17 protein-coding genes and 3 tRNA genes are annotated in these 22,937 nt (G+C 48.3%); 13 read left to right on the top strand and 7 right to left on the bottom strand.

Features of this window, described 5'->3' with window-relative positions; all coding sequences use genetic code 11:
• The first annotated feature begins 214 nt into the window (after positions 1-214).
• The 10 genes from csrA to M2404_RS10560 all read left to right on the top strand — a co-directional run bounded on the left by csrA (position 215) and on the right by M2404_RS10560 (position 8,256).
• A complete protein-coding gene (csrA, locus tag M2404_RS10605; RefSeq protein ID WP_259239697.1) occupies positions 215-415 on the top strand; it encodes a carbon storage regulator CsrA in 201 nt (66 codons plus the stop codon).
• Between the two features lie 165 nt (positions 416-580).
• Positions 581-670: transfer RNA gene (locus tag M2404_RS10600), tRNA-Ser, on the top strand.
• A gap of 11 nt (positions 671-681) precedes the next feature.
• Positions 682-758: transfer RNA gene (locus M2404_RS10595), tRNA-Arg, on the top strand.
• 63 nt (positions 759-821) lie between these two features.
• Positions 822-898, top strand: a tRNA-Arg gene (locus tag M2404_RS10590).
• 402 nt (positions 899-1,300) lie between these two features.
• Entirely contained in the window at positions 1,301-2,605 is a 1,305-nt protein-coding gene (locus M2404_RS10585) for a PqiA/YebS family transporter subunit (protein WP_259239722.1), read from the top strand.
• The gene (gene pqiB, locus M2404_RS10580) at positions 2,589-4,256 is read left to right on the top strand and encodes an intermembrane transport protein PqiB (protein ID WP_259239696.1); all 1,668 of its coding nucleotides are present in this window, start codon (positions 2,589-2,591) and stop codon (positions 4,254-4,256) included. Before M2404_RS10585 ends, pqiB begins: the two co-directional genes overlap by 17 nt.
• Positions 4,253-4,798: a PqiC family protein gene (locus M2404_RS10575; protein ID WP_259239695.1), complete on the top strand. Its 546-nt coding sequence runs from the start codon at positions 4,253-4,255 to the stop codon at positions 4,796-4,798. Before pqiB ends, M2404_RS10575 begins: the two co-directional genes overlap by 4 nt.
• Positions 4,799-5,072: 274 nt before the next feature.
• Entirely contained in the window at positions 5,073-5,312 is a 240-nt protein-coding gene (locus M2404_RS10570) for an oxaloacetate decarboxylase subunit gamma (RefSeq protein WP_259239694.1), read from the top strand.
• A gap of 12 nt (positions 5,313-5,324) precedes the next feature.
• Positions 5,325-7,106 (top strand): sodium-extruding oxaloacetate decarboxylase subunit alpha, encoded by a 1,782-nt coding sequence (gene oadA / locus M2404_RS10565; protein WP_259239693.1) that lies wholly within the window; start codon positions 5,325-5,327, stop codon positions 7,104-7,106.
• Between the two features lie 19 nt (positions 7,107-7,125).
• Positions 7,126-8,256, top strand: a complete 1,131-nt coding sequence (locus tag M2404_RS10560; protein ID WP_259239692.1) for a sodium ion-translocating decarboxylase subunit beta — start codon at positions 7,126-7,128, stop codon at positions 8,254-8,256.
• Positions 8,257-8,318: 62 nt separating this feature from the next.
• On the opposite strand, the gene M2404_RS10555 is transcribed toward M2404_RS10560, so the two are convergent.
• A complete protein-coding gene (locus tag M2404_RS10555; protein ID WP_259239691.1) occupies positions 8,319-9,665 on the bottom strand; it encodes a peptidoglycan DD-metalloendopeptidase family protein in 1,347 nt (448 codons plus the stop codon).
• A gap of 148 nt (positions 9,666-9,813) precedes the next feature.
• Here M2404_RS10555 and tyrS point away from each other — a divergent pair, with 148 nt between their 5' ends.
• The 3 genes from tyrS (at position 9,814) to M2404_RS10540 (ending at position 16,029) form a co-directional block, all read left to right on the top strand.
• Entirely contained in the window at positions 9,814-11,016 is a 1,203-nt protein-coding gene (gene tyrS / locus M2404_RS10550; protein ID WP_259239690.1) for a tyrosine--tRNA ligase, read from the top strand.
• A 148-nt stretch (positions 11,017-11,164) separates the two neighbouring features.
• Positions 11,165-13,327, top strand: a complete 2,163-nt coding sequence (locus M2404_RS10545; RefSeq protein ID WP_259239689.1) for a TonB-dependent siderophore receptor — start codon at positions 11,165-11,167, stop codon at positions 13,325-13,327.
• Between the two features lie 248 nt (positions 13,328-13,575).
• A complete protein-coding gene (locus M2404_RS10540; protein WP_259239688.1) occupies positions 13,576-16,029 on the top strand; it encodes a sensor domain-containing protein in 2,454 nt (817 codons plus the stop codon).
• Between the two features lie 28 nt (positions 16,030-16,057).
• Here M2404_RS10540 and M2404_RS10535 read toward each other — a convergent pair whose 3' ends face one another.
• The 6 genes from M2404_RS10535 to M2404_RS10510 form a co-directional block, all read right to left on the bottom strand.
• The gene (locus M2404_RS10535; RefSeq protein WP_259239687.1) at positions 16,058-19,177 is read right to left on the bottom strand and encodes an efflux RND transporter permease subunit; all 3,120 of its coding nucleotides are present in this window, start codon (positions 19,175-19,177) and stop codon (positions 16,058-16,060) included.
• Positions 19,174-20,250 carry an efflux RND transporter periplasmic adaptor subunit gene (locus M2404_RS10530; protein WP_259239686.1) on the bottom strand — a complete coding sequence of 359 codons (1,077 nt, stop codon included), beginning with the start codon at positions 20,248-20,250 and terminating at the stop codon, positions 19,174-19,176. The genes M2404_RS10535 and M2404_RS10530 overlap by 4 nt, the downstream gene beginning before the upstream one ends.
• 119 nt (positions 20,251-20,369) lie before the next feature.
• On the bottom strand, positions 20,370-21,587 hold the full coding sequence (locus M2404_RS10525; protein WP_259239685.1) for a methyl-accepting chemotaxis protein: 1,218 nt from the start codon (positions 21,585-21,587) through the stop codon (positions 20,370-20,372).
• Positions 21,588-21,695: 108 nt separating this feature from the next.
• The gene (locus M2404_RS10520) at positions 21,696-22,103 is read right to left on the bottom strand and encodes a DUF6691 family protein (protein WP_259239684.1); all 408 of its coding nucleotides are present in this window, start codon (positions 22,101-22,103) and stop codon (positions 21,696-21,698) included.
• A 10-nt stretch (positions 22,104-22,113) separates the two neighbouring features.
• Positions 22,114-22,518 carry a YeeE/YedE family protein gene (locus tag M2404_RS10515; RefSeq protein WP_259239682.1) on the bottom strand — a complete coding sequence of 135 codons (405 nt, stop codon included), beginning with the start codon at positions 22,516-22,518 and terminating at the stop codon, positions 22,114-22,116.
• A gap of 12 nt (positions 22,519-22,530) precedes the next feature.
• A complete protein-coding gene (locus tag M2404_RS10510) occupies positions 22,531-22,932 on the bottom strand; it encodes a rhodanese-like domain-containing protein (protein ID WP_259239681.1) in 402 nt (133 codons plus the stop codon).
• Between the last annotated feature and the right edge of the window lie 5 nt (positions 22,933-22,937).

The following is a 22,937-nucleotide window of genomic DNA, read 5'->3' as shown; positions in this document are numbered from 1 at the left end:
TCTGCCGTGAATCGACTTCGGAATATCGAATATCTGCAGTAGCCGCACGGCAAATTGCTACAATACAGCCGTTTTGCAGCAAAATTGCTGATGGCATATATCATTAATTTAACCCGCTGCCTTTTAATCAGTCAGCCAGCTGAGTTATGATACTGCGTTTTAGCGTATACACCGGTGTGAGTCACGCTGGGTTAAAGGAACAAGGAGCAAACGAATGCTAATTCTTACTCGTCGTGTTGGTGAGACACTGATGATCGGTGATGAAGTAACAGTAACGGTGCTGGGTGTGAAAGGTAATCAGGTACGTATTGGTGTTAATGCACCAAAAGAAGTATCGGTGCACCGTGAAGAGATTTATATGCGTATTCAGGCCGAGAAAGGTTCACCTGATGCAAATTATGGTGACGACGACTAACAACCCAGCTATATCTGCTGATTGCCGACGAATTCTGCCGATTTTGTACGTTTTATGACTTATTTCCGGTGAATTGCTTAAAAGGTCGGCAAACGCACTTTTCAGTTCTAAAAATTGTTTGACTTATTTTCCTGAGACATTAATATACACGCCGCAACACAGAGCGGAGAAATGGCCGAGTGGCTGAAGGCGCACCCCTGCTAAGGGTGTATAGGGGAAACTCTATCGAGGGTTCGAATCCCTCTTTCTCCGCCATTTTATCAGATGGACGCATAGCTCAGCTGGATAGAGTACTCGGCTACGAACCGAGCGGTCGGAGGTTCGAATCCTCCTGCGTCCGCCATCTGATTTGGGAAGCATCATGCACTGTGCTTTAAAATAATTGTGCTGCATATAGTTACACACCGGACGCATAGCTCAGCTGGATAGAGTACTCGGCTACGAACCGAGCGGTCGGAGGTTCGAATCCTCCTGCGTCCGCCATATACGAAGAACCCGCTACGGTTAAAACCTTAGCGGGTTTTTTAATTCTGGCCTGAGGTAATTTGACGCAGGCGGATGAGAAGCTCCGCAAGGTTCGACCAATTTGCCGGGAGCAAATTGGCACAGCTTTAGCTGGCTCGCAGGGCAGGCGGCAGGATAGCCGCCTGCAATCCTCCTGCGCCCGCCATATACGAAGAACCCGCTACGGTTAACGCCTTAGCGGGTTTTTTCTTTTCGGCTGAATATAACTTTTTAAGCTGTTTAGCTGCTGCCTACATCGCTAAGTGCTTGTGATTATGCTATAAATTGTATCCGAATTTACATGGTTTTTGCTCAGGCAGAGTTCAGCCTTGGTTTGCTAGAACCGTGTCACCGCGTAATAACAGGTAAGCCTGACACGTGATGATATCTGATACTTCAGCTGTACCTTTATCAAAACCATTAAGGCCGCAAGGGCTGTCTGGTGAGTTGGTATTATGCCGGCATTGTGATTTGGTTCAGTTAATGCCAGAACTGGCACCGGGCGAAGAGGCAAGTTGCTCCCGCTGCGGCCTGCACCTGGATGCGTGCCATCCACAACCGGTATTACGCCCTGTGTTGTATGCCGGTAGTGCATTATTTATGTTATTGCTGGCTAATTTATTCCCCTTTGTCAGTATGTTTGCTGCTGGCAACAGCAACGCAATGAATTTTTTTGATACGTCCTCAGTATTATTTTCAGAGCACCAACAATGGTTGGCGATTTTGATCTGGCTGTTTATTCAGGCTGTGCCTGCCGCCTGTATGCTGGCTGTATTGTATTTAAAGTTGGGGATGCTTTACCCCTTGCCAGCCTGTACCTGGGTAGCCCGGGTACTGTACATGCTAAAACCCTGGAGTATGGTAGACATTTTTCTGATGGGGCTGATTATCAGCTTTGTTAAATTAGTGGCTGATGCTGATATTTCGCTGGGCCCCAGCTTTTGGGCGTTCTGCCTGTTTTGTTTGTTGCATCTGCGTACTTTTCAGGTGATTGACCGGCGCGAGCTGTGGTCCAAAATTGCACCCTATCCGATACCGGAGGTTGAAGCGCATGCCGGTAAAACCGGTTTACAGCAAAATTTAAAATTATGCCAGGTGTGTACCGCTTTAGTCCCGCTGGCACAAAGCCACTGCAGCCGGTGCAATACCAAAGTGCGGATACGTCAGCAGGCCAGTGTACAAAACACCATGGCGTTGTTGATTGCAGCAACATTGCTATACATACCAGCCAATTTGTTGCCTATTATGCGTACAGTCTCTTTTGGTGAGGTAACCGACTCAACCATTATCAGTGGCCTGATATTAATGTGGCAGGATGGCGCCTACCCGGTAGCCATTATTATACTGATTGCCAGTGTGATAGTGCCGGTAGCTAAAATATTGATTATGTTCTGGTTATGTTATTTAACCCGTTTGCCCTTTTCACGACGCCAGCGCCACTCCGGTACAATATATCGTTTGGTAGACTGGGTTGGCCGCTGGTCTATGGTGGATGTACTGGTGGTTGCTATTATGGCGGCATTGGTACGGTTTGATTTGTTTATGAGTGTATATCCCGGTGTAGGGGCCTTGGTATTCGCGGCAGTGGTGATCCTGACCATGCTGGCAGCACTGAGTTTTGACCCAAGATTACTCTGGGACCCATTGGCCGAACAAGAGGACGCCAGTTTTGACGCAACAACATAGTGCACAGGTAAGCCGGATAAAGCAGTGGTCGCCGATCTGGGTGGTGCCGATAGCGGCTGTTTTGATAGGTATCTGGATGCTGTACAACCATTACCAGCAACAGGGGGCTTTACTCACCTTACTAACGGCTGACGCCGGCGGTATTATTGCTGGAAAAACCCAGATCAAAAGCCGCAGTGTGGATGTAGGCCAGGTGGTGTCGGTTGAGCTGAGTGATGATTTAAAGCAAGTGATCATTAAAGCACGGATGAAACCGAATATTACCCCTCTGCTAAACACCGGCTCACAGTTTTGGGTGGTAAAGCCACAGGTTGGCCGCGGTGGTATTACCGGGCTTAATACCCTGTTGTCGGGCGTTTATATAGAACTGCAGCCGGGCGATGCGGAAAAACAGCAACTGGAGTACCCGCTGCTGGACGCGCCTCCTATTGCCCCCGCCGACGCGCCGGGCATACGGGTGTTATTAAGTACAGCTGATAGCGGTGGGCTGGTGGTTGGCGATCCGGTATTGTATCGCGGTTATGAGGTCGGCACGGTAGAACAAAGTGAATTTGATTTGACACTACGCCGTACCCAATACCAGTTGTATATCCGCGCGCCGTTTGATGTGTTGGTATCAGAGAATGTACGCTTCTGGCTTAGCAGTGGTTTTTCAGTCGATTTGTCGGCAGAAGGGTTGCAGGTTGATGTAGGCTCTGCCACTACCTTACTCAGCGGTGGTGTCAGCTTCGATTTAATGCAGGGTTGGCCGGCAGGTGAAGCAGTAAAAAACGGTGCTGAATTTCAGTTGTTTCCGAATAAACAGAGTATTCAGGAAGGTTTATACAGTGAATTTGTTGAATATCTGCTGTTTTTTGAAGAGTCAGTACGCGGTTTAAAAGCCGGTGCACCGGTAGAATACCGCGGTGTCCGGGTTGGTACAGTTACCAGCGTACCGTTCTTTTTTTCTATCGATAAACCGTTTGAGGTGTCACTGCAACAGGGCATACCGGTGCTTATCCGTATTGAAGCCGGGCGTTTGTATGAAAACCTGAGTTTAGCGCAACTGCGTCAGGAGCTGGAGAAAGCTGCACATTTAGGCATGTATGCGGCATTAAAAACCGGCAACCTGTTAACCGGCGCACTTTATATTGATTTGGATATCAACCAGGATGCGGCGCCAGACGTTGAGCAACAGGCCATGCAGGCACAGCAACTGGCGCTAAGCCAGAGCGCAGGTTACCCGATGTTACCCACTGCCCGTAGCGGTCTGAGTAATATTGAACAAAAAGTGCTGATGGCACTGGATAAAATTAATAACCTGCCGGTTGAGCAGTTGCTGGTGCAAAGTGAACAAACTATGCAAAGTACCGAGGTTTTATTGCAAAACGCCAGCAAAATGGTCACTCAGCTGGATGCTTTGGTATCCAGCCCACAGGTGCAACAGTTACCGGCACAGTTACAACAAAGCCTGCAGGATCTGCAGCAGATGCTGGCTGGTTTAAGCCCTGGGTCAGTAGCTTACGACAGACTTAATGGTAACCTGCAAACGCTGGATCAGGTGCTACGGGAGTTGCAACCTGTACTCCATACGCTAAATCAGCAAAGTAATGCGCTGGTGTTTGAAGCTGATATTCCTAAAGATCCTGAACCGAAGAGGGCAAAGCAATGAGATATATTACAGCGGCGCTGCTTTTGCTGCTAACGGGTTGTGCCAGCCAGCCTGCCAGTAATTATTACCAGTTACCGGCAGCGCCGGTAACGCCGGGCAGCTCAGTCTCTGAAGCGGGGTCTGTTTATATTGAGCCGGTACAGGTAGCCAGCTATCTCAATGGCCGCGGGTTAGTAATGCAGTTATCTGATGTTGAATTGGTTACGGCTCGCCAGCACTTGTGGGCAGAGGCACTGGCTCAGCAATTACAACGGCAGTTACGTGACAGAGTGCTGGCACAAACGCCAGGCTATGCAGCAGTGTTACAGGCCCGGCCCGACACTGTGCGTATTTCTGTGCAGTTGGAGCAGTTTCACGGCCTGGCTGACGGCCATGCTATTGTCAGTGGCCGCTTTGCGCTGAGTTCGCAGCAAGGTTCACAACCTTTCAATATTCGTATTGCCTTAACCGACGATGGTTACCCTGCACTGGTACAGGCGCTGGGACAGGCAGTGCAGCAGCTTAGCCAGCAAATCGCCCGGCAACTGACTGACGCGGCATAACTTGCAGCTGCTTATTGCTCTAATGCGATAAGCAGCTACTATCATTTATTCAGATGGCTAGACATTTGAATGTCTTTACGTGTAGTGTAGGCATGTTATGCAAATTGTTAGCATAAATAGCAGCTATCACTGAGTTTTATTTAGCGTACTAACGTTAACTGCGCATAATGCAGGGTCGGCCGGATAAAATCAGGCCGGGCCGGCAGTGTTCAACTATTCTGACTATACCTGTGTGTTGTCAGTAAAGTGCAGCCAACTGAAGGAGGAAACGGCTATGGTTACAGAGTTACTATGGGAAGCCGCAAGCCTGATGTTAATTGGCATGGTTGCGGTGTTTGCATTCTTATTACTGCTGGTGTTTGTCGTACAAATACTCAGTGCTGTAATGCAGCGCTATTTTCCGGCAAAAACCGCAGATAAAACTACCAGAGTAGAAAGTGTCAGCAGTGGCCCCAGCCCGGCAGTCATTGCCGCTATTTCAGGCGCTATACATCAGTATCGCCAACAACAATAAGAGGACTCAGGCATGAGCAAGCCATTATTACTTACTGAACTTGTGCTGCGCGATGCGCATCAGTCATTACTGGCAACCCGGTTGCGGCTGGAAGATATGCTGCCTATTGCGGCCAAGCTGGATAAAGTGGGCTATTGGTCGATGGAGTCCTGGGGTGGGGCTACCTTTGATGCCTGTATCCGTTATCTTGGCGAAGACCCCTGGCACCGCATCCGCGAACTGAAAAAAGCCATGCCAAATACCAAACAGCAAATGCTGCTGCGCGGACAAAATTTATTAGGCTACCGCCACTATGCCGATGATGTAGTAACCGCCTTTGTTGAACGTGCACATGAAAACGGCGTTGATGTGTTTCGTATTTTCGACGCCATGAACGACATCCGCAACCTGCAAACTGCGGTTCAGGCTGCCATTAAAGTTGGCGCTCATGCGCAGGGTACTATTTCTTATACAGTTAGCCCGGTACACACCATTGATATGTGGGTAGATATGGCACGCCAACTGGAAGATATGGGGTGCCATTCGGTTTGCATTAAAGATATGGCCGGTTTGCTCAAACCCTACGAGTGTGAAGAGCTGGTTACCCGTATTAAAGAAGCCACTAAAATTCCGCTGGCGATGCAGTGCCATGCTACTACAGGCTTAAGCACTGCCACTTATCAAAAAGCCATCGACGCCGGTATTGATATGCTGGACACCGCTATATCGTCAATGAGTATGACCTATGGTCATAGCGCCACTGAAACTATGGTGGCAATTGTTGAAGGCACCGAGCGCGACACCGGGCTGAATTTAGAACTGCTGGCTGAGATTGCCGCTTATTTTCGCGATGTGCGGAAGAAATATGCGCAGTTTGAAGGTTCATTAAAAGGTGTCGATGCCCGTATTTTGCTGGCACAGGTGCCAGGTGGCATGCTAACCAATATGGAAAGCCAGTTAAAAGAGCAGGGCGCACTGGATAAACTGGACGCTGTGTTACAAGAAATCCCTCATGTGCGCGAAGATCTCGGCTTTTTACCGCTGGTTACCCCAACATCACAAATAGTGGGCACTCAGGCGGTATTAAATGTGCTTACCGGTGAGCGCTATAAAAGTATTACCAAAGAAACCGCCGGTGTATTAAAAGGCGAGTACGGCGCTACCCCGGCACCAATGAATGCCGCGTTGCAGGCGAGGGTATTGGCGGGGGCAACCGCAATTACCTGCCGACCTGCCGATTTATTGCAGCCAGAGCTGGACAAATTGCAGGAAGAGCTTGGCAGCCTGGCTAAAAGCGAAAATATCCGTCTGGCAGAGCAGCAGATTGATGATGTACTGACCTATGCTTTATTTCCGCAGGTGGGGTTAAAATTCCTGAAGAATCGTGATAACCCGGCGGCGTTTGAGCTGGCACCGGAGCCGGAAAGTACAGATAACAAGAAAGTGCCAGCCAAAGCCAACACCGTTCAGAGTGGCCCTGCCAGCTACAGCGTGCGGGTTGATGGCAAAGTGTATGAAGTAGAGGTTGCACCAACGGGCGAACTCAGTTCAGTTAAGCCTGTGGTGTCAGAAAATATTCCCGGCAGCGCTTCAGTTACCGGCAGTGCAACGTTAAATGCGCCGCTGGCAGGTAATATCTGGAAAATTGCCACTAAAGTTGGCGCTAACGTTAAGCGTGGTGATGTGGTGATTATTATGGAAGCGATGAAAATGGAAACCGAAGTACGGGCAGTGTCTGACGGTACTGTGGTCAATATTCATGTTGCTGCCGGTGATGCTGTTAGCACCGGCGATGTACTGATCAGCTTTGACTAGACTGAACTGAGGAATTTTCATGGACGCTGTTGCAACCTTAATTGCTTCAACCGGTTTGGTGCATTTTACCGCCGGCCAGGTAGTGATGATGCTGGTCGGATTTATTTTGCTTTATCTGGCTATTGCCCGTGGTTTTGAGCCGCTGTTATTACTGCCGATTGGTTTTGGCGCTATATTAACCAACATTCCGCTGGCTGGTATGGGCGATCCTGGCGGCTTGTTATATATGATTTACGATGTTGGCATCAGCACCGGTATTTTTCCGTTGCTGATTTTTATGGGGGTTGGCGCATTAACGGATTTTGGTGCCTTAATTGCCAACCCCAGAATGCTGTTATTAGGTGCCGCAGCGCAGTTTGGTATTTTTGCTACCTTATTAGGCGCTATTGCATTAAATGCAGTTCCGGGTTTAAGTTTTACGCTTAAAGAAGCCTCAGCCATTGCCATTATTGGCGGGGCAGACGGCCCTACCGCAATTTTTCTTGCCTCCCGGCTGGCGCCTGATTTACTCGGTGCTATTGCCGTAGCGGCATATTCTTACATGGCGCTGGTGCCTATTATCCAGCCGCCGATTATGCGCGCTTTAACCACTAAAGTTGAGCGTAATATTCAGATGGTGCAACTGCGTACTGTTAGTAAGAAAGAAAAGATTATTTTCCCGCTGGCGGTATTACTGCTCACTATTTTATTACTGCCAAGTGCCGCGCCGCTGATTGGTATGTTTTGTCTGGGTAACCTGATGCGTGAATCAGGAGTGGTGGAGCGCTTAAGTAAAACTGCGCAAAACGAGCTGATTAATATTGTCACCATTTTCCTGGGGCTCGCTGTTGGGTCCAGGCTTAGTGCGGATAAGTTTTTAACGATGCAAACCCTCGGCATTTTGGTGCTGGGTGCGGTCGCCTTTGCCATAGGTACGGCCTCCGGGGTTATTATGGCTAAGTTTATGGCTAAGTTCTCCAAGCAGCCTATTAACCCGTTAATTGGTGCGGCCGGAGTGTCAGCCGTGCCAATGTCAGCGCGGGTGGTAAACAAAGTAGGGCTGGAAGCTAACCCACATAACTTCTTACTGATGCATGCCATGGGGCCTAATGTTGCCGGTGTAATAGGTTCTGCCGTTGCTGCCGGTATTTTACTGGCACTGGTTGGTTAAGGTTAAACAGATAAAAAAAGCCCGGTTCATTTGACCGGGCTTTTTAATGAGCTGTAAGTTGCTTAAGGAGCAGCGGTTGCTGCTGTAGCGGTTTTTGCCAGCAACACCCGCTCTTTAGTCGCCAGTTGCGCAATAATTTGCTGTGCATGTTGGCTGAATAACTGCTTTTCCTGGCCTTGTAGCGGTGTAGCTTGCGGTAACTTAACAGTTCTCGGGTTACGGTGTACGCCGTCAATCACAAACTCATAGTGTAAGTGTGCGCCGGTAACCCGGCCTGTTGCACCTAAACGGCCAATAGCCTGGCCCTGACGCACTCTGTCACCTTGTTTAACATCACGGCGCGACAGATGCAGGTACTTTGTCACAATATTGTTGGCATGCTGAATAAACACATAGTGGCCATTCAGGTTGTTGTAGGTAGACGCAATAACACGGCCATCACCTGCAGCCATAATCGGCGTACCAACCGGCGCAACATAATCTACGCCGTTGTGTGCGCGCACTGTGCCCAGCACCGGATGCAGGCGGCGTGGGTTAAAGTTTGAGCTGACATACTGAAAGCTGACCGGCGCGCGCAAAAATGCCTGACGCATACTGGCACCATCAGGTTTGTAGTAGTTGCCATCGGTATGACGTACAGCCTGATACACATGCCCCTGGTTCTGGAACTGAGCGGCAACAATATTACCATTGCTGATAAACTCACCATCAACATATTGGGTTTCGTACAGTACGCTGAAGCTGTCGCCACTACGGATATCTAAACCAAAGTCGATATCCCAGCCGAAAATACCGGCCAGGCTCATAATTTGTGCTTCACTTAAACCGGCTTCTATACCGGCACTCCAGAAATTACTGCGAATTTCTGCGCTGGCAAACTGGCTACGCAGCTCAACTTCTTTTTTCAGTTCTTCGGCAACAAAGTTACCTTCAGTATTGCGGCTTACACGTAACGTGGTTAAGTGGTTCAGCGCATAGCGTAGTTCCTGTAACTCACCCGTTTCGTTTACGCCAAATTCAAGTTGCTCGCCCGGAAACAGTCTGGTTAGCGTTTTAACACTATTACCTAATGCCAACACTTCCAGCATAACTTGTTGGCTGATATTGGCCTTTTTGAACAGGGCTGACAATGCATCACCTCTTTGTACCTGCAATATCGACCAGTTTAACGACAAGTCTTCTTCTGGCAGGGCAGGTAATTCAGAAATGGCTTGCTCAAGAGCTAAATCTTCTGCGCTTTGTGGAATATCCAGGCTGTAGCGCTTGCCTATTTCCAGACTGTCGCTTTTACTGCCTTTAGAGGCAGAGGCTTGTTCTGATGGTAATAATAAAACAATAGATAAGAACACCGAAGTGGCGACAATTAAGACGCGGTGTTGTTTGGGAATTTTGGTTACTAATTGGCGCATAATGCTAGTCTTGGCTCGGGAAATGCACAAAAACCGAGCATATACCGTTTTTTTGCCTGACACCAGACTTTTGTGCGTTTCCCCGAGCCTGAACATGCTATAGAATGCGGATTCTTTGCGCAATCAGGTTAAAAATCAGGAGACTAAAATGGCGGACTGGGAGCTGGCTTTAGCTGAATTAAAACGCGGCTGCGAAGAAATTCTGCTGGAAGAAGAGCTAATTGCCAAGTTAAAAGAAGGCAAGCCTTTAAAAATAAAGGCGGGTTTTGACCCAACAGCACCAGATTTACACCTTGGTCATACTGTTTTGATCAACAAATTGCGGGCTTTTCAGCAATTAGGCCACGAGGTGATTTTTCTGATCGGTGATTTCACCGGCATGATTGGCGATCCAAGCGGTAAAAATGTTACCCGCAAGCCACTAAGCCGTGAAGACGTGCTGGCCAATGCCGAAACCTATAAAGAACAGGTGTTTAAAATACTTGATTCGGCGAAAACCCGGGTGGCATTTAACTCAGAGTGGATGGGCGAGCTGGGCGCTGCCGGTATGATTAAACTGGCATCACGTCAAACCGTGGCACGTATGCTGGAACGCGACGATTTTAAAAAGCGCTTTGCTAATAATCAGTCAATCGCTATTCACGAGTTTTTATACCCGCTGGTACAAGGCTGGGATTCTGTGGCGTTACAAGCTGATGTTGAAATGGGCGGCACTGATCAGCGCTTTAACCTGCTGATGGGCCGTGAGCTACAAAAAGATGAAGGCCAGCGCCCGCAAACCGTGATGATGGTACCGCTGCTGGAAGGCCTGGACGGCGTGCAGAAAATGTCGAAGTCTTTGGGCAACTATGTGGGTATTACCGATGCCCCGAACGATATGTTCGGCAAAATTATGTCTGTTTCAGACGAGCTGATGTGGCGCTACTACGATTTACTCAGCTTTAAGCCTGTTGAACAAATTACTGCGCTAAAGCAGCAGGTTGTTGATGGCGCTAACCCGCGCGATATTAAAATTATGCTGGCAAAAGAAATTATTGCCCGTTTTCACGATGAGGCCGCTGCAGAAGCGGCACACCAGGACTTTACCCAGCGCTTTAGTAAAAACGCGTTGCCGGAGGATATTCCCGACGTGACGGTAAACTGTGACGGCGGTTTTATGCCGGTTGCCAACCTGCTTAAAGAAGCCGGTTTGGTTGACAGCACCTCCGAGGCCATTCGTATGATTAAGCAGGGGGCGGTAAAACTAAACGGTGAAACCCGCATTGAAGATGCCAAACTGGAAGTAGCAAAAGGCAGCACAGAAATTTATCAGGTGGGAAAACGCAAGTTCGCCCGTATTACATTAATATAGCTAGAAAATAAGCTCCGCTGGCGCAAATGTCAGCGGAGCTTGCTGTTATGCCTTGGCCTGTTGCTTGATCATTAATACAAACCTTATTGATAATCGTTGCTATTTAAAATAAAATGCAACTTCCTCATGCAGTCAAAGGTTTGTTTCCATGTCTACTATTCAATTCCGCTTGTTGCCGGTTGCCACGGCGGTATCGCTGGCAATCGTGACCATGTCATCTGCTGCTGTTATTGCTGAAGAGCAAAGCAGTAAAGCAGTAGAAAGGCTTGAAGTTAAAGGCTCTTACACCGTAAATGAAGTTGTTGACACGGCAACCGGCCTTGGCCTGACACTGCGTGAAACACCTCAGTCGGTTAGTATCATTACTGAACAGCGGATGCGTGACCAAAATATGAATACCATTTTGGATACGGTAAAGCATTCTGTAGGCGTGTCTTCAACCGAACTTGATAACGTGCGCAGTTCTTTTAAGTCACGCGGTTTTGAAGTCAGTAACTATCAAATTGACGGTGTACCTATTGCCTGGAGTTTAGCGGGTGATGCTGGTGAAACCGTAGCAGATGTGGCTATTTACGAGCGGGTAGAGTTTGTACGCGGCGCTACGGGGTTATTAACGGGTGCTGGTGATCCATCTGCTTCTATCAATCTGGTAAGAAAACATGCCAACAGCACAGATTTGGCCGGTTATGTTAATGTCTCTGCTGGCAGCTGGAATAAAAAGCAGGTTACGGCTGATGTGAGCAATGGGTTAAATGCTTCAGGCAGTATTCGTGGCCGGGTTGTAGGTAAATATGTAAAAGGTGATTCGTACTGGGATCAGTATGAAGAAGATACCAGCGTACTATACGGGGTATTAGAAGCCGATTTAACCAATTCAACACTATTACGGGTTGGTGCAAGCTATCAGAACCGTGATCCTAAAGCCGCAACCTGGGGCGCGTTACCGGCAGTATTTACAGACGGTACTTTTGCCGATTGGGACGTATCGAAAACGACCGGTTCCGACTGGACCCGGTGGGAAACGACCAATACCAACTACTTTGTTAACCTGAACCACGTTTTTAGCAATGGCTGGCAGTTAGTCGCCAACTATAACCGCATGGAGTACGAGAAAGACTCTAAGTTATTGTACGTAAGCGGTGCCTTAGACAAAGATACTGGCCAGGGGCTTAGTGCTCAGCGTTACTATGCCTATGGTGAAACGCAGCAGGACAGCGTTGATATCCAGCTTAAAGGCGACTATCAGTTATTTAACCAGCAACATGAATTTGTAATCGGTGCTATTACCAGTAAGCAGAGTATTGAAACGGATTCTTACACTCCGGTTGGTGGTAATTCATGCTTCGGTTATGACTGCATACCGGTAAGTAATTTCTACAACTGGAACAATCTGGCCGAGTTAGCTGAGCCAGCATGGGACGAAACTCCAGTACGCGCCGAAGATGTGACTATTAACCAAAAAGGCTTTTACGCTGCAACCCGTATTGCTGCAACCGATAGCTTAAAGTTTATTGTTGGTGGCCGTATCTCTAACTGGGACCGTGCAGGTGTATGGTACAGCGCTAATGAAGATTTTGGTAACACAGGCGTATTTTTGCCTTACTTAGGTGCGTTGTATGATCTGACTGAGCAACACCGGCTCTATGCGAGCTACACAGAAATTTTTAAAGTGCAAAATGCTTATGATGCCAATGATCGTATCCTCGACCCGCTGGAAGGAAAAAGCTATGAGCTAGGCTTAAAAAGTACCTTCTTAGGCGATCGTTTACACACAACCGTAGCTATCTTCCAAATCAATCAGGATAACCTGGCTGAAGCAACAGGTGGTATGGGCCCTGGTAATCGCCCGGTTTCGATAGCCATTGACGGGACCGAAAGTAAAGGTTTTGAGTTAGAAGTTGTTGGTAAACCAGTTGATGGTTGGAATATCAGCGCTGGTTATTCACAGTTTCAAGCTGAAGATGCTTACGGCGCTAAAGTCAGTACCGATAGCCCGCGTAAACAGTTTAAGTTGTTTACTACTTATCAGTTTGTCGATTTACTGCCAGAGCTGACCATTGGTGGTGGTATTAACTGGCAAAGTGAAACCTTTGCCGCAGGTGGTGGTGTGCAGCTAACTCAGCCGGCTTACTCGTTAACAAACCTGATGGCGCGTTATGATCTTGCCGACAATATGAGCCTGCAGCTTAATATTGCCAACCTGTTTGATAAAAAGTACTACAACTATATGACGGCCTGGGGCGATGCCTATACACAGTATCGTTACGGTACGCCGCGTAACGTTGCGGTAAGCTTTAATTACTCGTTTTAAAAAACAGTATACGGATTGCCCGTTCGGGCAATCCGTTACGCTTATTTAATGGTGCTTTGCTGTTGTTGCTACATCTGCCGGTAAATATTGCCGGTATTAACCTTGTCTTATCCTACTGCTGCAATCTTATTATTTTCTATAGTGGAAAAACGCTCACTTCACTTCTAAAGTTGTAATACTTGTCAACAAATCACAATTTAGATTAGTAGTTTGTTTGATTGGATTTTAACAACAAGGTTACGCCGGGTATGGATACTTTTCAGCTTAGTCAGCTGCAGGATGCCATAGTGCATTGTGCCGTTGATGCCATTATTGTTATTGATCAGAAAGGCTTAATTTGTTTTTTCTCGCCCTCGGCAGAAAAACTGTTTGGTTATACTTCTGCCGAATGTGTTGGCCAGAATGTCCGTATGTTAATGCCAGAACCATTTCATAGTGAGCATGACAGCTATCTGGCAAATTACGTTACGCGGGGTATGAAGGCCAAAATCATTGGTTCTGGCCGCAATGTAAAGGGTAAACGTAAAGACAATAGCGTGTTTCCTATGCATCTTTCTGTTGGCGAAGCCAAAGCCGGCGCTAAACATTACTTTGTTGGTATTTGCCATGATTTAACGGCGTATGAGGCCAGTGTTAAAGCGCACCTGAGTTTACGCTCTATGCAGGATGCTCTGCTTGAAGCTGCGGTAGATGGCATTATTTCTATTGATGAATGGGGCATAGTGCAAAGCTTTAACCGTGGTGCCGAGCTGTTATTTGGCTATAAGAAACATGAAGTGATTGGCCGCAATGTCAGTATGCTGATGACATCAGCGCACAGCAGCCAGCATGATAGCTATCTGCAGAACTATAAAGGCGGCGGTAAGGCCAAAATTATTGGCATTGGCCGTGATGTACAGGCGCAGCGTAAAGATGGTTCAGTCTTTCCTATGCATTTATCTGTGGGCGAGTCGCATACTGAGTATGGTCGGCTGTTTGTTGGCGTATGCCATGATTTATCTGAATTCAAAGCTGTATTGCAGCGGCTGACGTCTGCAGAGCAGCGCTATCGCGACATAGTCGAGAATCAAAAAGAGTTTATCTGCCGTTTAAGCAAAAATTCGCGGCTTACCTTTGTTAATAATGCCTTTGGGCGTCAGCTTAACCAGCCGGTTTTTCAAATGCTGGGGATCTCTATCTTTGAGTTTATTCATGCTGACGAGCGCTGCAATGTTGAATCATTACTGGAACAAATGCGCCATGCCGGTGAGCCGCAAACAATATCATTACTGGTACGGATGCTAGATGCGGATAACGGCATACATTGGGTTGACTGGACATTTAGTACTTTAGCCAGTAAAGCTGATTCGGTTGACGAAATTCAGGGCGTAGGTATTGATATTACCGAGCAGATAAAAGCGAAAAACCATGCGAAGTTTCTGACCAATTTTGATGCGTTAACCGGCTTATTAAATCGGGATGGCTTGCTGGAGCAATTCAACCGGCGGCCTGATACAACGCAGGCTTATGCGGTACTGTTTATTGACTGTCACCGTTTTCGGCTTATCAATGAGAAATACGGCCATGATTTTGGCGATCTGATGCTAATAGAGGCAGCGCACCGGCTACAAAATATGCTGCCTGAAGGCGCTTTTGCCTGCCGCCCTGGTGCCGACGATTATATCTTGTTGCTTCCGGTTACAGACAGCAGCAGCTTATTGTCTTTTGCCCAGTATCTGGTTGAACAATGTGCAGAGCCATACTGGCTGGCAAACCAGAAAATTTCCCCTTCGGTATGCGTTGGGATCAGTACTTATCCGGATGACGAGACTGATTTAAACGTGCTGATCCGTCAGGCTGAATCGGCAATGTTTGCTGCTAAACAGCAGGCGTTACCGTTACGTTTATACCATGAAGATATTCATAACGCGCTGACCCGGCAACTGGAAATAGAGCAAGGCTTACGTTTAGCACTGGAACAGGATTTACTTAGCGTAGTACTGCAACCCAAGTACCATATGATAAGCAAAGAGCTGGTGGGTTACGAGGCGTTAGTGCGCTGGCACGATGCTGAGCTGGGTTTTGTCGCGCCGGACATTTTTGTAGCCGTGGCAGAGGCAGTAAACCTGGGTAAAAAGCTTGATTGCTGGGTAATTAAAAGGGTGTTACAGCAAATAAAGTTATGGCGGCAAGCTGGCTTACCACTTAAGCCGGTGGCGGTAAATATTACGGCCAAGCACTTTTCTGATCCGGCGTTAAACCAGCATGTGCTTAATAAGCTACAGCTGATGGAGCTACCGGCTGAGTGCCTGCAACTTGAAATTACCGAAGGTGTAGCAATGGATAATTCACCGGCTACTCTGGAAAACCTGACAGCGTTTCGCGGCGCGGGTATTAAAGTGGCAATTGATGATTTCGGTACCGGCTATTCTTCATTGTCGTATCTTACCTCTTTACCTATCGATTTTATTAAAATTGATAAAACCTTTGTGCAAGCACTGGAAAATGGCAATAACCTGAGTCTGGTTAAAGCAATGCTGGCGATGGCACAGGCAATCGATGTTGCTGTAATAGCAGAGGGTATTGAAACAGTAAAGCAGCAGGATTTACTGGCAGAGCTGGGTTGCGAGTTTGGCCAGGGCTACCTTTATGCCAGGCCTGCCAGCTTTAGTGATATTGAGCAACAGCTTCGTGCGGCACAACAGTGCGCGCCGCAGCATTAAATTGATAGCTGCGGCTGCATAGCGGGTGTCAGGCACGTTTTTTCAGTAATAGCGCAATATCATCACTGCTGCTGATAGGCTCTGCTTGTTGCCTGGTTTGGCGTGGCTGTATTTTTTCACCCAACACCAGCATACAAGGGGTTAAAAACAAGGTTAGCACGGTGGCAAAGGTTAAACCGCCGGCAATGGCACTGGATAATTGCGTCCACCACTGGGTAGATGGCGCGCCAAACCCCAGGCTGGGTTCCAGCATGTTAACATTAACCGCCAGTACCATTGGCATTAGCCCCAGCACTGTCGTAATGGATGTCAGCAACACCGGGCGTAAACGCAGGCAGCCTGTTTCCAGTGCAGCTTCTAATGCCGATAAACCGCTGTCACGCAGCTGATTGTAGGTATCAATGAGTACGATATTATTATTTACCACTATACCTGCCAGGCCAATAATACCCATTCCCACCATAACAATACCAAAGCTTTGGCCGTTAACCAGCAAGCCCAGCAGTACACCGGCGGTAGAAAAGATAATGGCGGATAAAATCAGCAGGCTTTGGTACCAGCTGTTAAATTGCACCAGCAAAATCATTAGCATCAAAAAGATGGCAGTAGCAAAAGCGCCCATTAAAAAGGTCATGGCTTCTTGCTGATCGGCACTTTCACCGGCCGTTTTAATATGTACGTTGTCGGGCAGCTTAATATCGCTTTTTAGCAGTGCCTGTAAGCGCTCGCTTACCTGATTGCCCGGTGCTAAATCACTTTTTATTGTTACAGCCCGGTTGCCGTCAATGCGCTTGATAATACTGGTTTTAGGTGCCGGTACCAGTTTAATAAAATTACTCAGTGGTACCTGACCACGTTGTGTTTGAATAGTTAACCGGCCAAGCTGATCTAAAGAACGCCAGTTTTCCGGAAAGCGTACCCGGATATCAACTTCGTCGCTGGCATATTCCGGACGAAACTTTGCCAGTAGTAAGCCATTACTAATCATTTGCACGGCATTACCAACTGTCAGTACATCGGCACCAAAACGGGCAGCGGCGGCGCGATCTACTTCTATACGCCACTCTATGCCAGGTAAGCTTCTATCATCTTCAATATCAACAAAACCACCCATTTGCTGCATCTGGCTGATAATTTGTGTTACCGCCTGTTCAGTCGCTTCAGCTTCCATTGCGCTTATCTGTAGCTCTATGGGTTTACCTGCGGCCGGGCCTTCCTGCTGTTGACGAAACTCCAGAATAATACCGGGAATATCTTTGGTAAGCTCACGCATTTCATTAAGTATATCTGCCGCCCGGCGCCGCTCGTACCAGTCAATAAACTGAAACTGCAGGGTACCTACCACGTCGGGGGCCAGCTCACCGCTGCTGGCTGCCAGCGAGCGGGCATAAAGTGCTTTTACTTCTGATAACCCCAGCAGGCGCTGCTCTACTTTTTGCAGCAAAATATCTTTTTCATAAATAGACATATCTCCACGGGCGCGTACCCAAACCTGGGCTGATTCAGGTTCTACCGACGGGAAAAACTCCAGGCCGTGATTATATTTGCCGTAAGCAAAAAAGATCAGCACCATAGCACCAAGCATACCGGCAAAGGTCAGGCCCGGGCGGCGTAACAAGCGTGCCAGCAAGCCGCGATAGGCTTTACCTGCCCGGCTTTGTTCTACGTTGTGTACCGGCGGTTGAGCCTTACTCAGCCCACCCATTACCGGTAAGAAAATCAGTGCCATAAATAGCGATGCCAGCAAACACAAAATAACAGTAGCAGGCAGGTACTTCATAAACTGGCCTACCACACCAGGCCAGAATAGCAGCGGCATAAATACCACTACTGTAGTAGCGGTGGAGGCAATAATAGGCCAGGCCATACGCCCGGCAGCATTGGCCCAGGCTTGTTTCGGTTTTTGCCCTTCAGCCAGGTTACGATCGGCCAGTTCACTAACGACAATAGCGCCATCTACTAACATACCGGCTACTAAAATCAGCGCGAACAGTACGATAATGTTCATGGTATAGCCCAGCGCGTAAATCAGCAGAATACCGGCAAAAAACGCGCCCGGAATGGTAATACCCACCAATACTGCCGAGCGTACACCCATAGTGGCGACAATCAGGATCAGCACCAGCACCACTGCGGCTAACACGTTGTTCAGCAAATCTGACAGCATGTTTTTTACTTCGGTCGACTGATCCATTATATAGTTAATCTGCATGCCTTCAGGAAAGGCTGCACTGGCTTGTTCAATCAGTAGCTTGGTTTGCTCTATGGTAGAAATGATATTGGCGCCGCTACGTTTTTTAACTTCCAGTACTACTGCCGGCTGGCCATTAATACGGGCAAAACCGAGCGGATCTTTAAAGCTGCGGCTAATGGTTGCCACATCGCCGAAAGTGATTACGGTATCGCCGTCCACTTTAATCGGCATTGACAATACATCGTCTAAGTTTTCAATAACGCCCGGTACTTTCATCGCCATCCGGCCGGCACCGGTGTCCAGGCTACCGGCAGCCACCAGGCGGTTATTGTTTGAAACCAGGGTAAACAGCTGCTGATAATCCAGGCCGTAGCCTTCGAGTACCTGTGGATCTACCACTATTTCCAGTAAATCTTCGCGGTCGCCGCCGATATCAACTTCCAGCACCTCTGGAATAGCTTCAATATTTTCCTGTAACTGGCGGGCAATAAATACCAGCTGGTTTTCTGATACCGGGCCGGATAAACCTACTGACAATACCGGAAACAAGCCAACGTTAATTTCATTTACTGTAGGTTCGTCTGCTTCGCTTGGCAGTTTAGCCCGGGCAGCATCTACTTTAACCCGCACATCGGCCAGTGCTTTATCAGCATTAAAACCGGCGTCAAATTCCAGCATCACTGAGGCATGGCCTTCACTGGAGGTGGAAGTCATTTTTTTAATGCCTTCCAATGAGCGCAGTTCATGCTCCATTGGCCGTACCAGCAGGCGTTCACCATCTTCCGGGCTGATGCCGTCAAGCGACATTGACACGTACATCATCGGGATAGCAATATCCGGGTTGGCTTCTTTGGGAATAGACTGATAAGCAGTAATACCGGCAATAAACAGAAACAGCAGCAACATTAAGCTGGCGCGGCTGCGCTGAATAGCCGCCTGAATAATGCTGTTCATGGCTTGGCTCCGGCAACCACAACTTTATCGCCAGCACGCACAAAGCCGGCGCCCTGGGTAATAATTTGTGCCCGCTGTGGCAAACCACTCACCCAGGCGCCGTCGTTATCGGCACTTAATATTGCTACCGGGTAAAACACCACCTGTTGCTGTTCGTCTACCACTGACACTCCAAGATGGCCGCTGGTATCCAGGCTCAGCAGTGCAGGGGAGATCCGGTGTGCCTGCACAGGCTCAAGTTGTATTTCAACTGTAGCGCTGCCACCGGCGATACGCAGCAGGTCGGGGTTGGCTACCGTTACTTCAATATAAAAACTGCGGGTGGCTGTATCGGCAGCGTAGCTAATAAAGCTAAGCTCGCCGTTTAGCTCACGGCCTTCAAGTAAACGTAAGGTAACCTTCTGGCCAGGCTTCAGTGCCGAAATATGTTGCTGCGGAATTTGCGCTGTTACTTTAAGCTGGTCAATTTGCACCAGTTGCATCAGCTCGGTGCCGGTTTGAACTAAATCGCCTACTTCAATATGGCGGCGATCTACCACACCATTAAACGGCGCTACCGGTTCTGTTTGTGTCACTGCAAGCCGGGCGGTTTGCAACTCGGCTTCCGCTTTAGCCATTTCGCTTTCCAGCCTTGTTAGCTCAGTTGCTGACAAAAACTTTGATTTTCCCAGTGTGCGGGCGCTTTCCAGCTCACTTTTGCGCAGCTTCAGGTTTGCCTGTGCCTGTGCCAGTAAGGCGGTACGGCCTTCGTCTGACAGGCGCAGCAGTTTGTCACCTTGTTTAACTGTGTCGCCTTGTTGCTTTAGCAACGCGTCAACTGTGCCAGCCCGTTGCGACTTAATGCTTACTGCGCGCCAGGGTAATACCTGCCCCTGGGCAATTTGTTTTGCCTGATAGGGTTGTGCATCTGACCAGCGTGCTTCTACCTGTGCCAACTCAATAGCTGGAATTTGCTGTTCAGCAGGTGCATCTGTTTTAGTGCTGTAATTGTCGCCGCTAAGCAGCCAGAAAATAAGCGCCAGGCTTAAGGTCACAGCAATAACAACAGGGGAGAAAGAAAGCTTTTTAAACATGAAAAATCCTTGGCAGCAGCAATAAACTCAGAGCAGTATAACGTTACAGGGCAATATACTGGCAGCTATAACTACCAGCAACTATGTAACTGTAAGCAAATATAGCCAGCTTAACGTTTTTACTGCTGGTTGCGGGCAAAACGCCCAAGTTGCTGCTGAGTACGGGCGGTGCCGGATAACAGATCTTTAGCTGCCTGATCAATAGAGGCCATCTGGTTATAGGCATCACTGGTTACCTGTTCAATAGCCGATAAATGCTGGTGGGTTTGCTGGTAGCGTTGCTCCAGTTCCAGTACGGTACTATTAATGTTTTGAATACCGCTTTTCGCGTGTTGCAGTTCTTGTTGTAACTGGCTGAATTCAGCACTGGTACTGTCAATTTGCTGCTGCGCTTGTTGTGCCTGCTGGTTAAGGCTTTGTGATTCAGTGCGGGTTTCTCCAACCAGCTGTTCCATTTCATTTAAAAAGCCGGAAATTTGCTTGGTGGCATCATTTACTTTAGCGGCCAGCGTACGCACTTCATCAGCTACCACGGCAAAACCACGGCCGGCATCACCGGCACGGGCAGCTTCAATTGCAGCATTAAGCGCCAGCAGGTTGGTTTGATCGGAAAAATTTTCTACCATTACCAAAATTTGCCGCACATTTTCTGAGTTTTTATGCAAACCATTAATAGTACTGCCAAAGCTGTTAAGTAGTTTAACAATACCTGATAGCTGGCCGGTAAGCTGCTGCATCTGGTTACTGGCTACTTTGGCTTTATCTACGGCCACACCAGATACCTGGCCTACCTGATCGCCATGTTGCACAATATCGGACAGATATTGCAGTACTTCATCACTTTCACGGCGAATCTGGCCGCTACGTTTTTCGGTATCCTGCAGATGGCTGCGGGTGCTTTTTACTGCCCCGGATACTTGCTCGTTAACTAAATGGGTTTCACCGGCCTGCTGGTGAATGTCACCCAGCAATACCCCCAACTGGCTGACAAACTGGTTATATTCTTCCGACAGGGTACGAAATTCATCATAAGTAAAAGCGGGCAGGCGGTGGTTAAGGTCGGTGCCTTTACGGTTGGTATCGTGCAGTGCCGATACCAGCGCTTTAACCGGCCGTACAATCAGGTAATGCATATAGCCGATAGTAAATCCAAAGGCTGTTACGCCAAGCACCAGCAGTAGCCACCAGCGGCTGTCAGCACCGGAAGCCGGGTATGCCAGGTACAGTGCCAGCAGGAAGAACAGCGCTAAAAAGCTGATATTACCAACAATTTTACGGCTTAATGTGCCAAAGAAAGTGCGTTCAATAAACAGGTAAACAGAGGTAAAACCAGCCATAAGGTCGCAAGTCCTGCCAGAATATATTAATAGAAATTAGCATAACATAGCCTTTTACCAGCTGCGACTATTGCTGTGCTTTTGCTGTTGATCTGGCGCAAACTCCTGTTATATAGCCAGTTTGCGGCTGATAAACCAGCCTGCAACCATAGCGGCAATAAAAGCCAGAGTGCCATGGCTGCCAGAGCTGACAGCTGCTAATGCCGGGCCCGGGCAATAACCTGCTAAACCCCAGCCTGCACCAAACAATAAAGCACCAATAAGCAACGGTTTGTCCAGCGCTTTTTTACCGGGCAAGTTAAAGCTTTCAGCAAACACGGGTTTGCCTTGGCGGATAAACAGCCAGTAACCGCTGCTGTACACCACCAGTGCTGCGGCCATTACCAATATTAAACTTGGGTCCCAGTTGGCATTCAGCGTTAAAAAGCCCAGTACTTTGTTTGGATCTATCATCTGTGAATAAGCAATACCGGCTGACATCAGCAACCCGGCAATAAAAGCGATAATAACGGGCATGATAGTTTCCTTAATGCAACAGCGTGGCAACCAGCATGCCGCTTAACATAAACAGCACGGTAGCTGTAACTGAACGTGGCGATAAACGGCTGATGCCACAAATACCATGGCCAGAGGTGCAGCCGCTGCCCCAGCCGGTGCCAATACCTACTAATAAGCCAGCAACAATAACCTGCCAGCTAAGCTGGGGTGTGCCGTAGCTAAAATCTGTTAATATTGCAGCCACTAATATTGGGCCGGCAGCAATACCCGCCAAAAATGCCAGCCGCCAGCTGCGGCCGTCGCGGCTAAATAAAGCTGAACCGGCAATACCTGAAATACCGGCGATACGGCCGTAAAATACAAATAAGATCAGCGCGCCAAGGCCTATCAGGGCACCGCCAATTAATGCCTCAACCGGGGTGAAGTTTTCCATCAGGCTCTCCTGTTATTGCTTAACTGCCAGGCCGGCATCAAGCCAGGCTTGCATACCTCCGGCAACAGAATAAATTTGGCTAAAGCCCATTCGCTGCAGTGCTTCTGCCGCCAGCGCAGAACGGCCACCGGAGCGGCAGATCAAATACAGCGGATATTGTGCCAGCTGTTGCAGTGCATTTTGGGGTTCGCAACCAGTGGCGGCTACTTTAGGGTGGTTATGGATGTTCATTTCCAGCACGCCGCGCGGATAATTTATTGCGCCGCTGATATGCTGTTGCGCGAATTCGGCCGGTTCGCGCACATCTATCAGTATGGTTTCGTTATCGGCTTTAAGCGCATTGCTAAGATCAGCAATGCTGACTTCGTTAATACCCGCTTTGGCTTCAGCTATTAATTGCTGTGACGTTTTCATCTGAT

Origin of the sequence: Rheinheimera pacifica (assembly GCF_024809855.1) — a bacterium.
GTDB classification, from domain to species: Bacteria; Pseudomonadota; Gammaproteobacteria; order Enterobacterales; family Alteromonadaceae; genus Alishewanella; species Alishewanella pacifica_A.
This window is presented reverse-complemented; position numbering and strand designations above follow the sequence as displayed.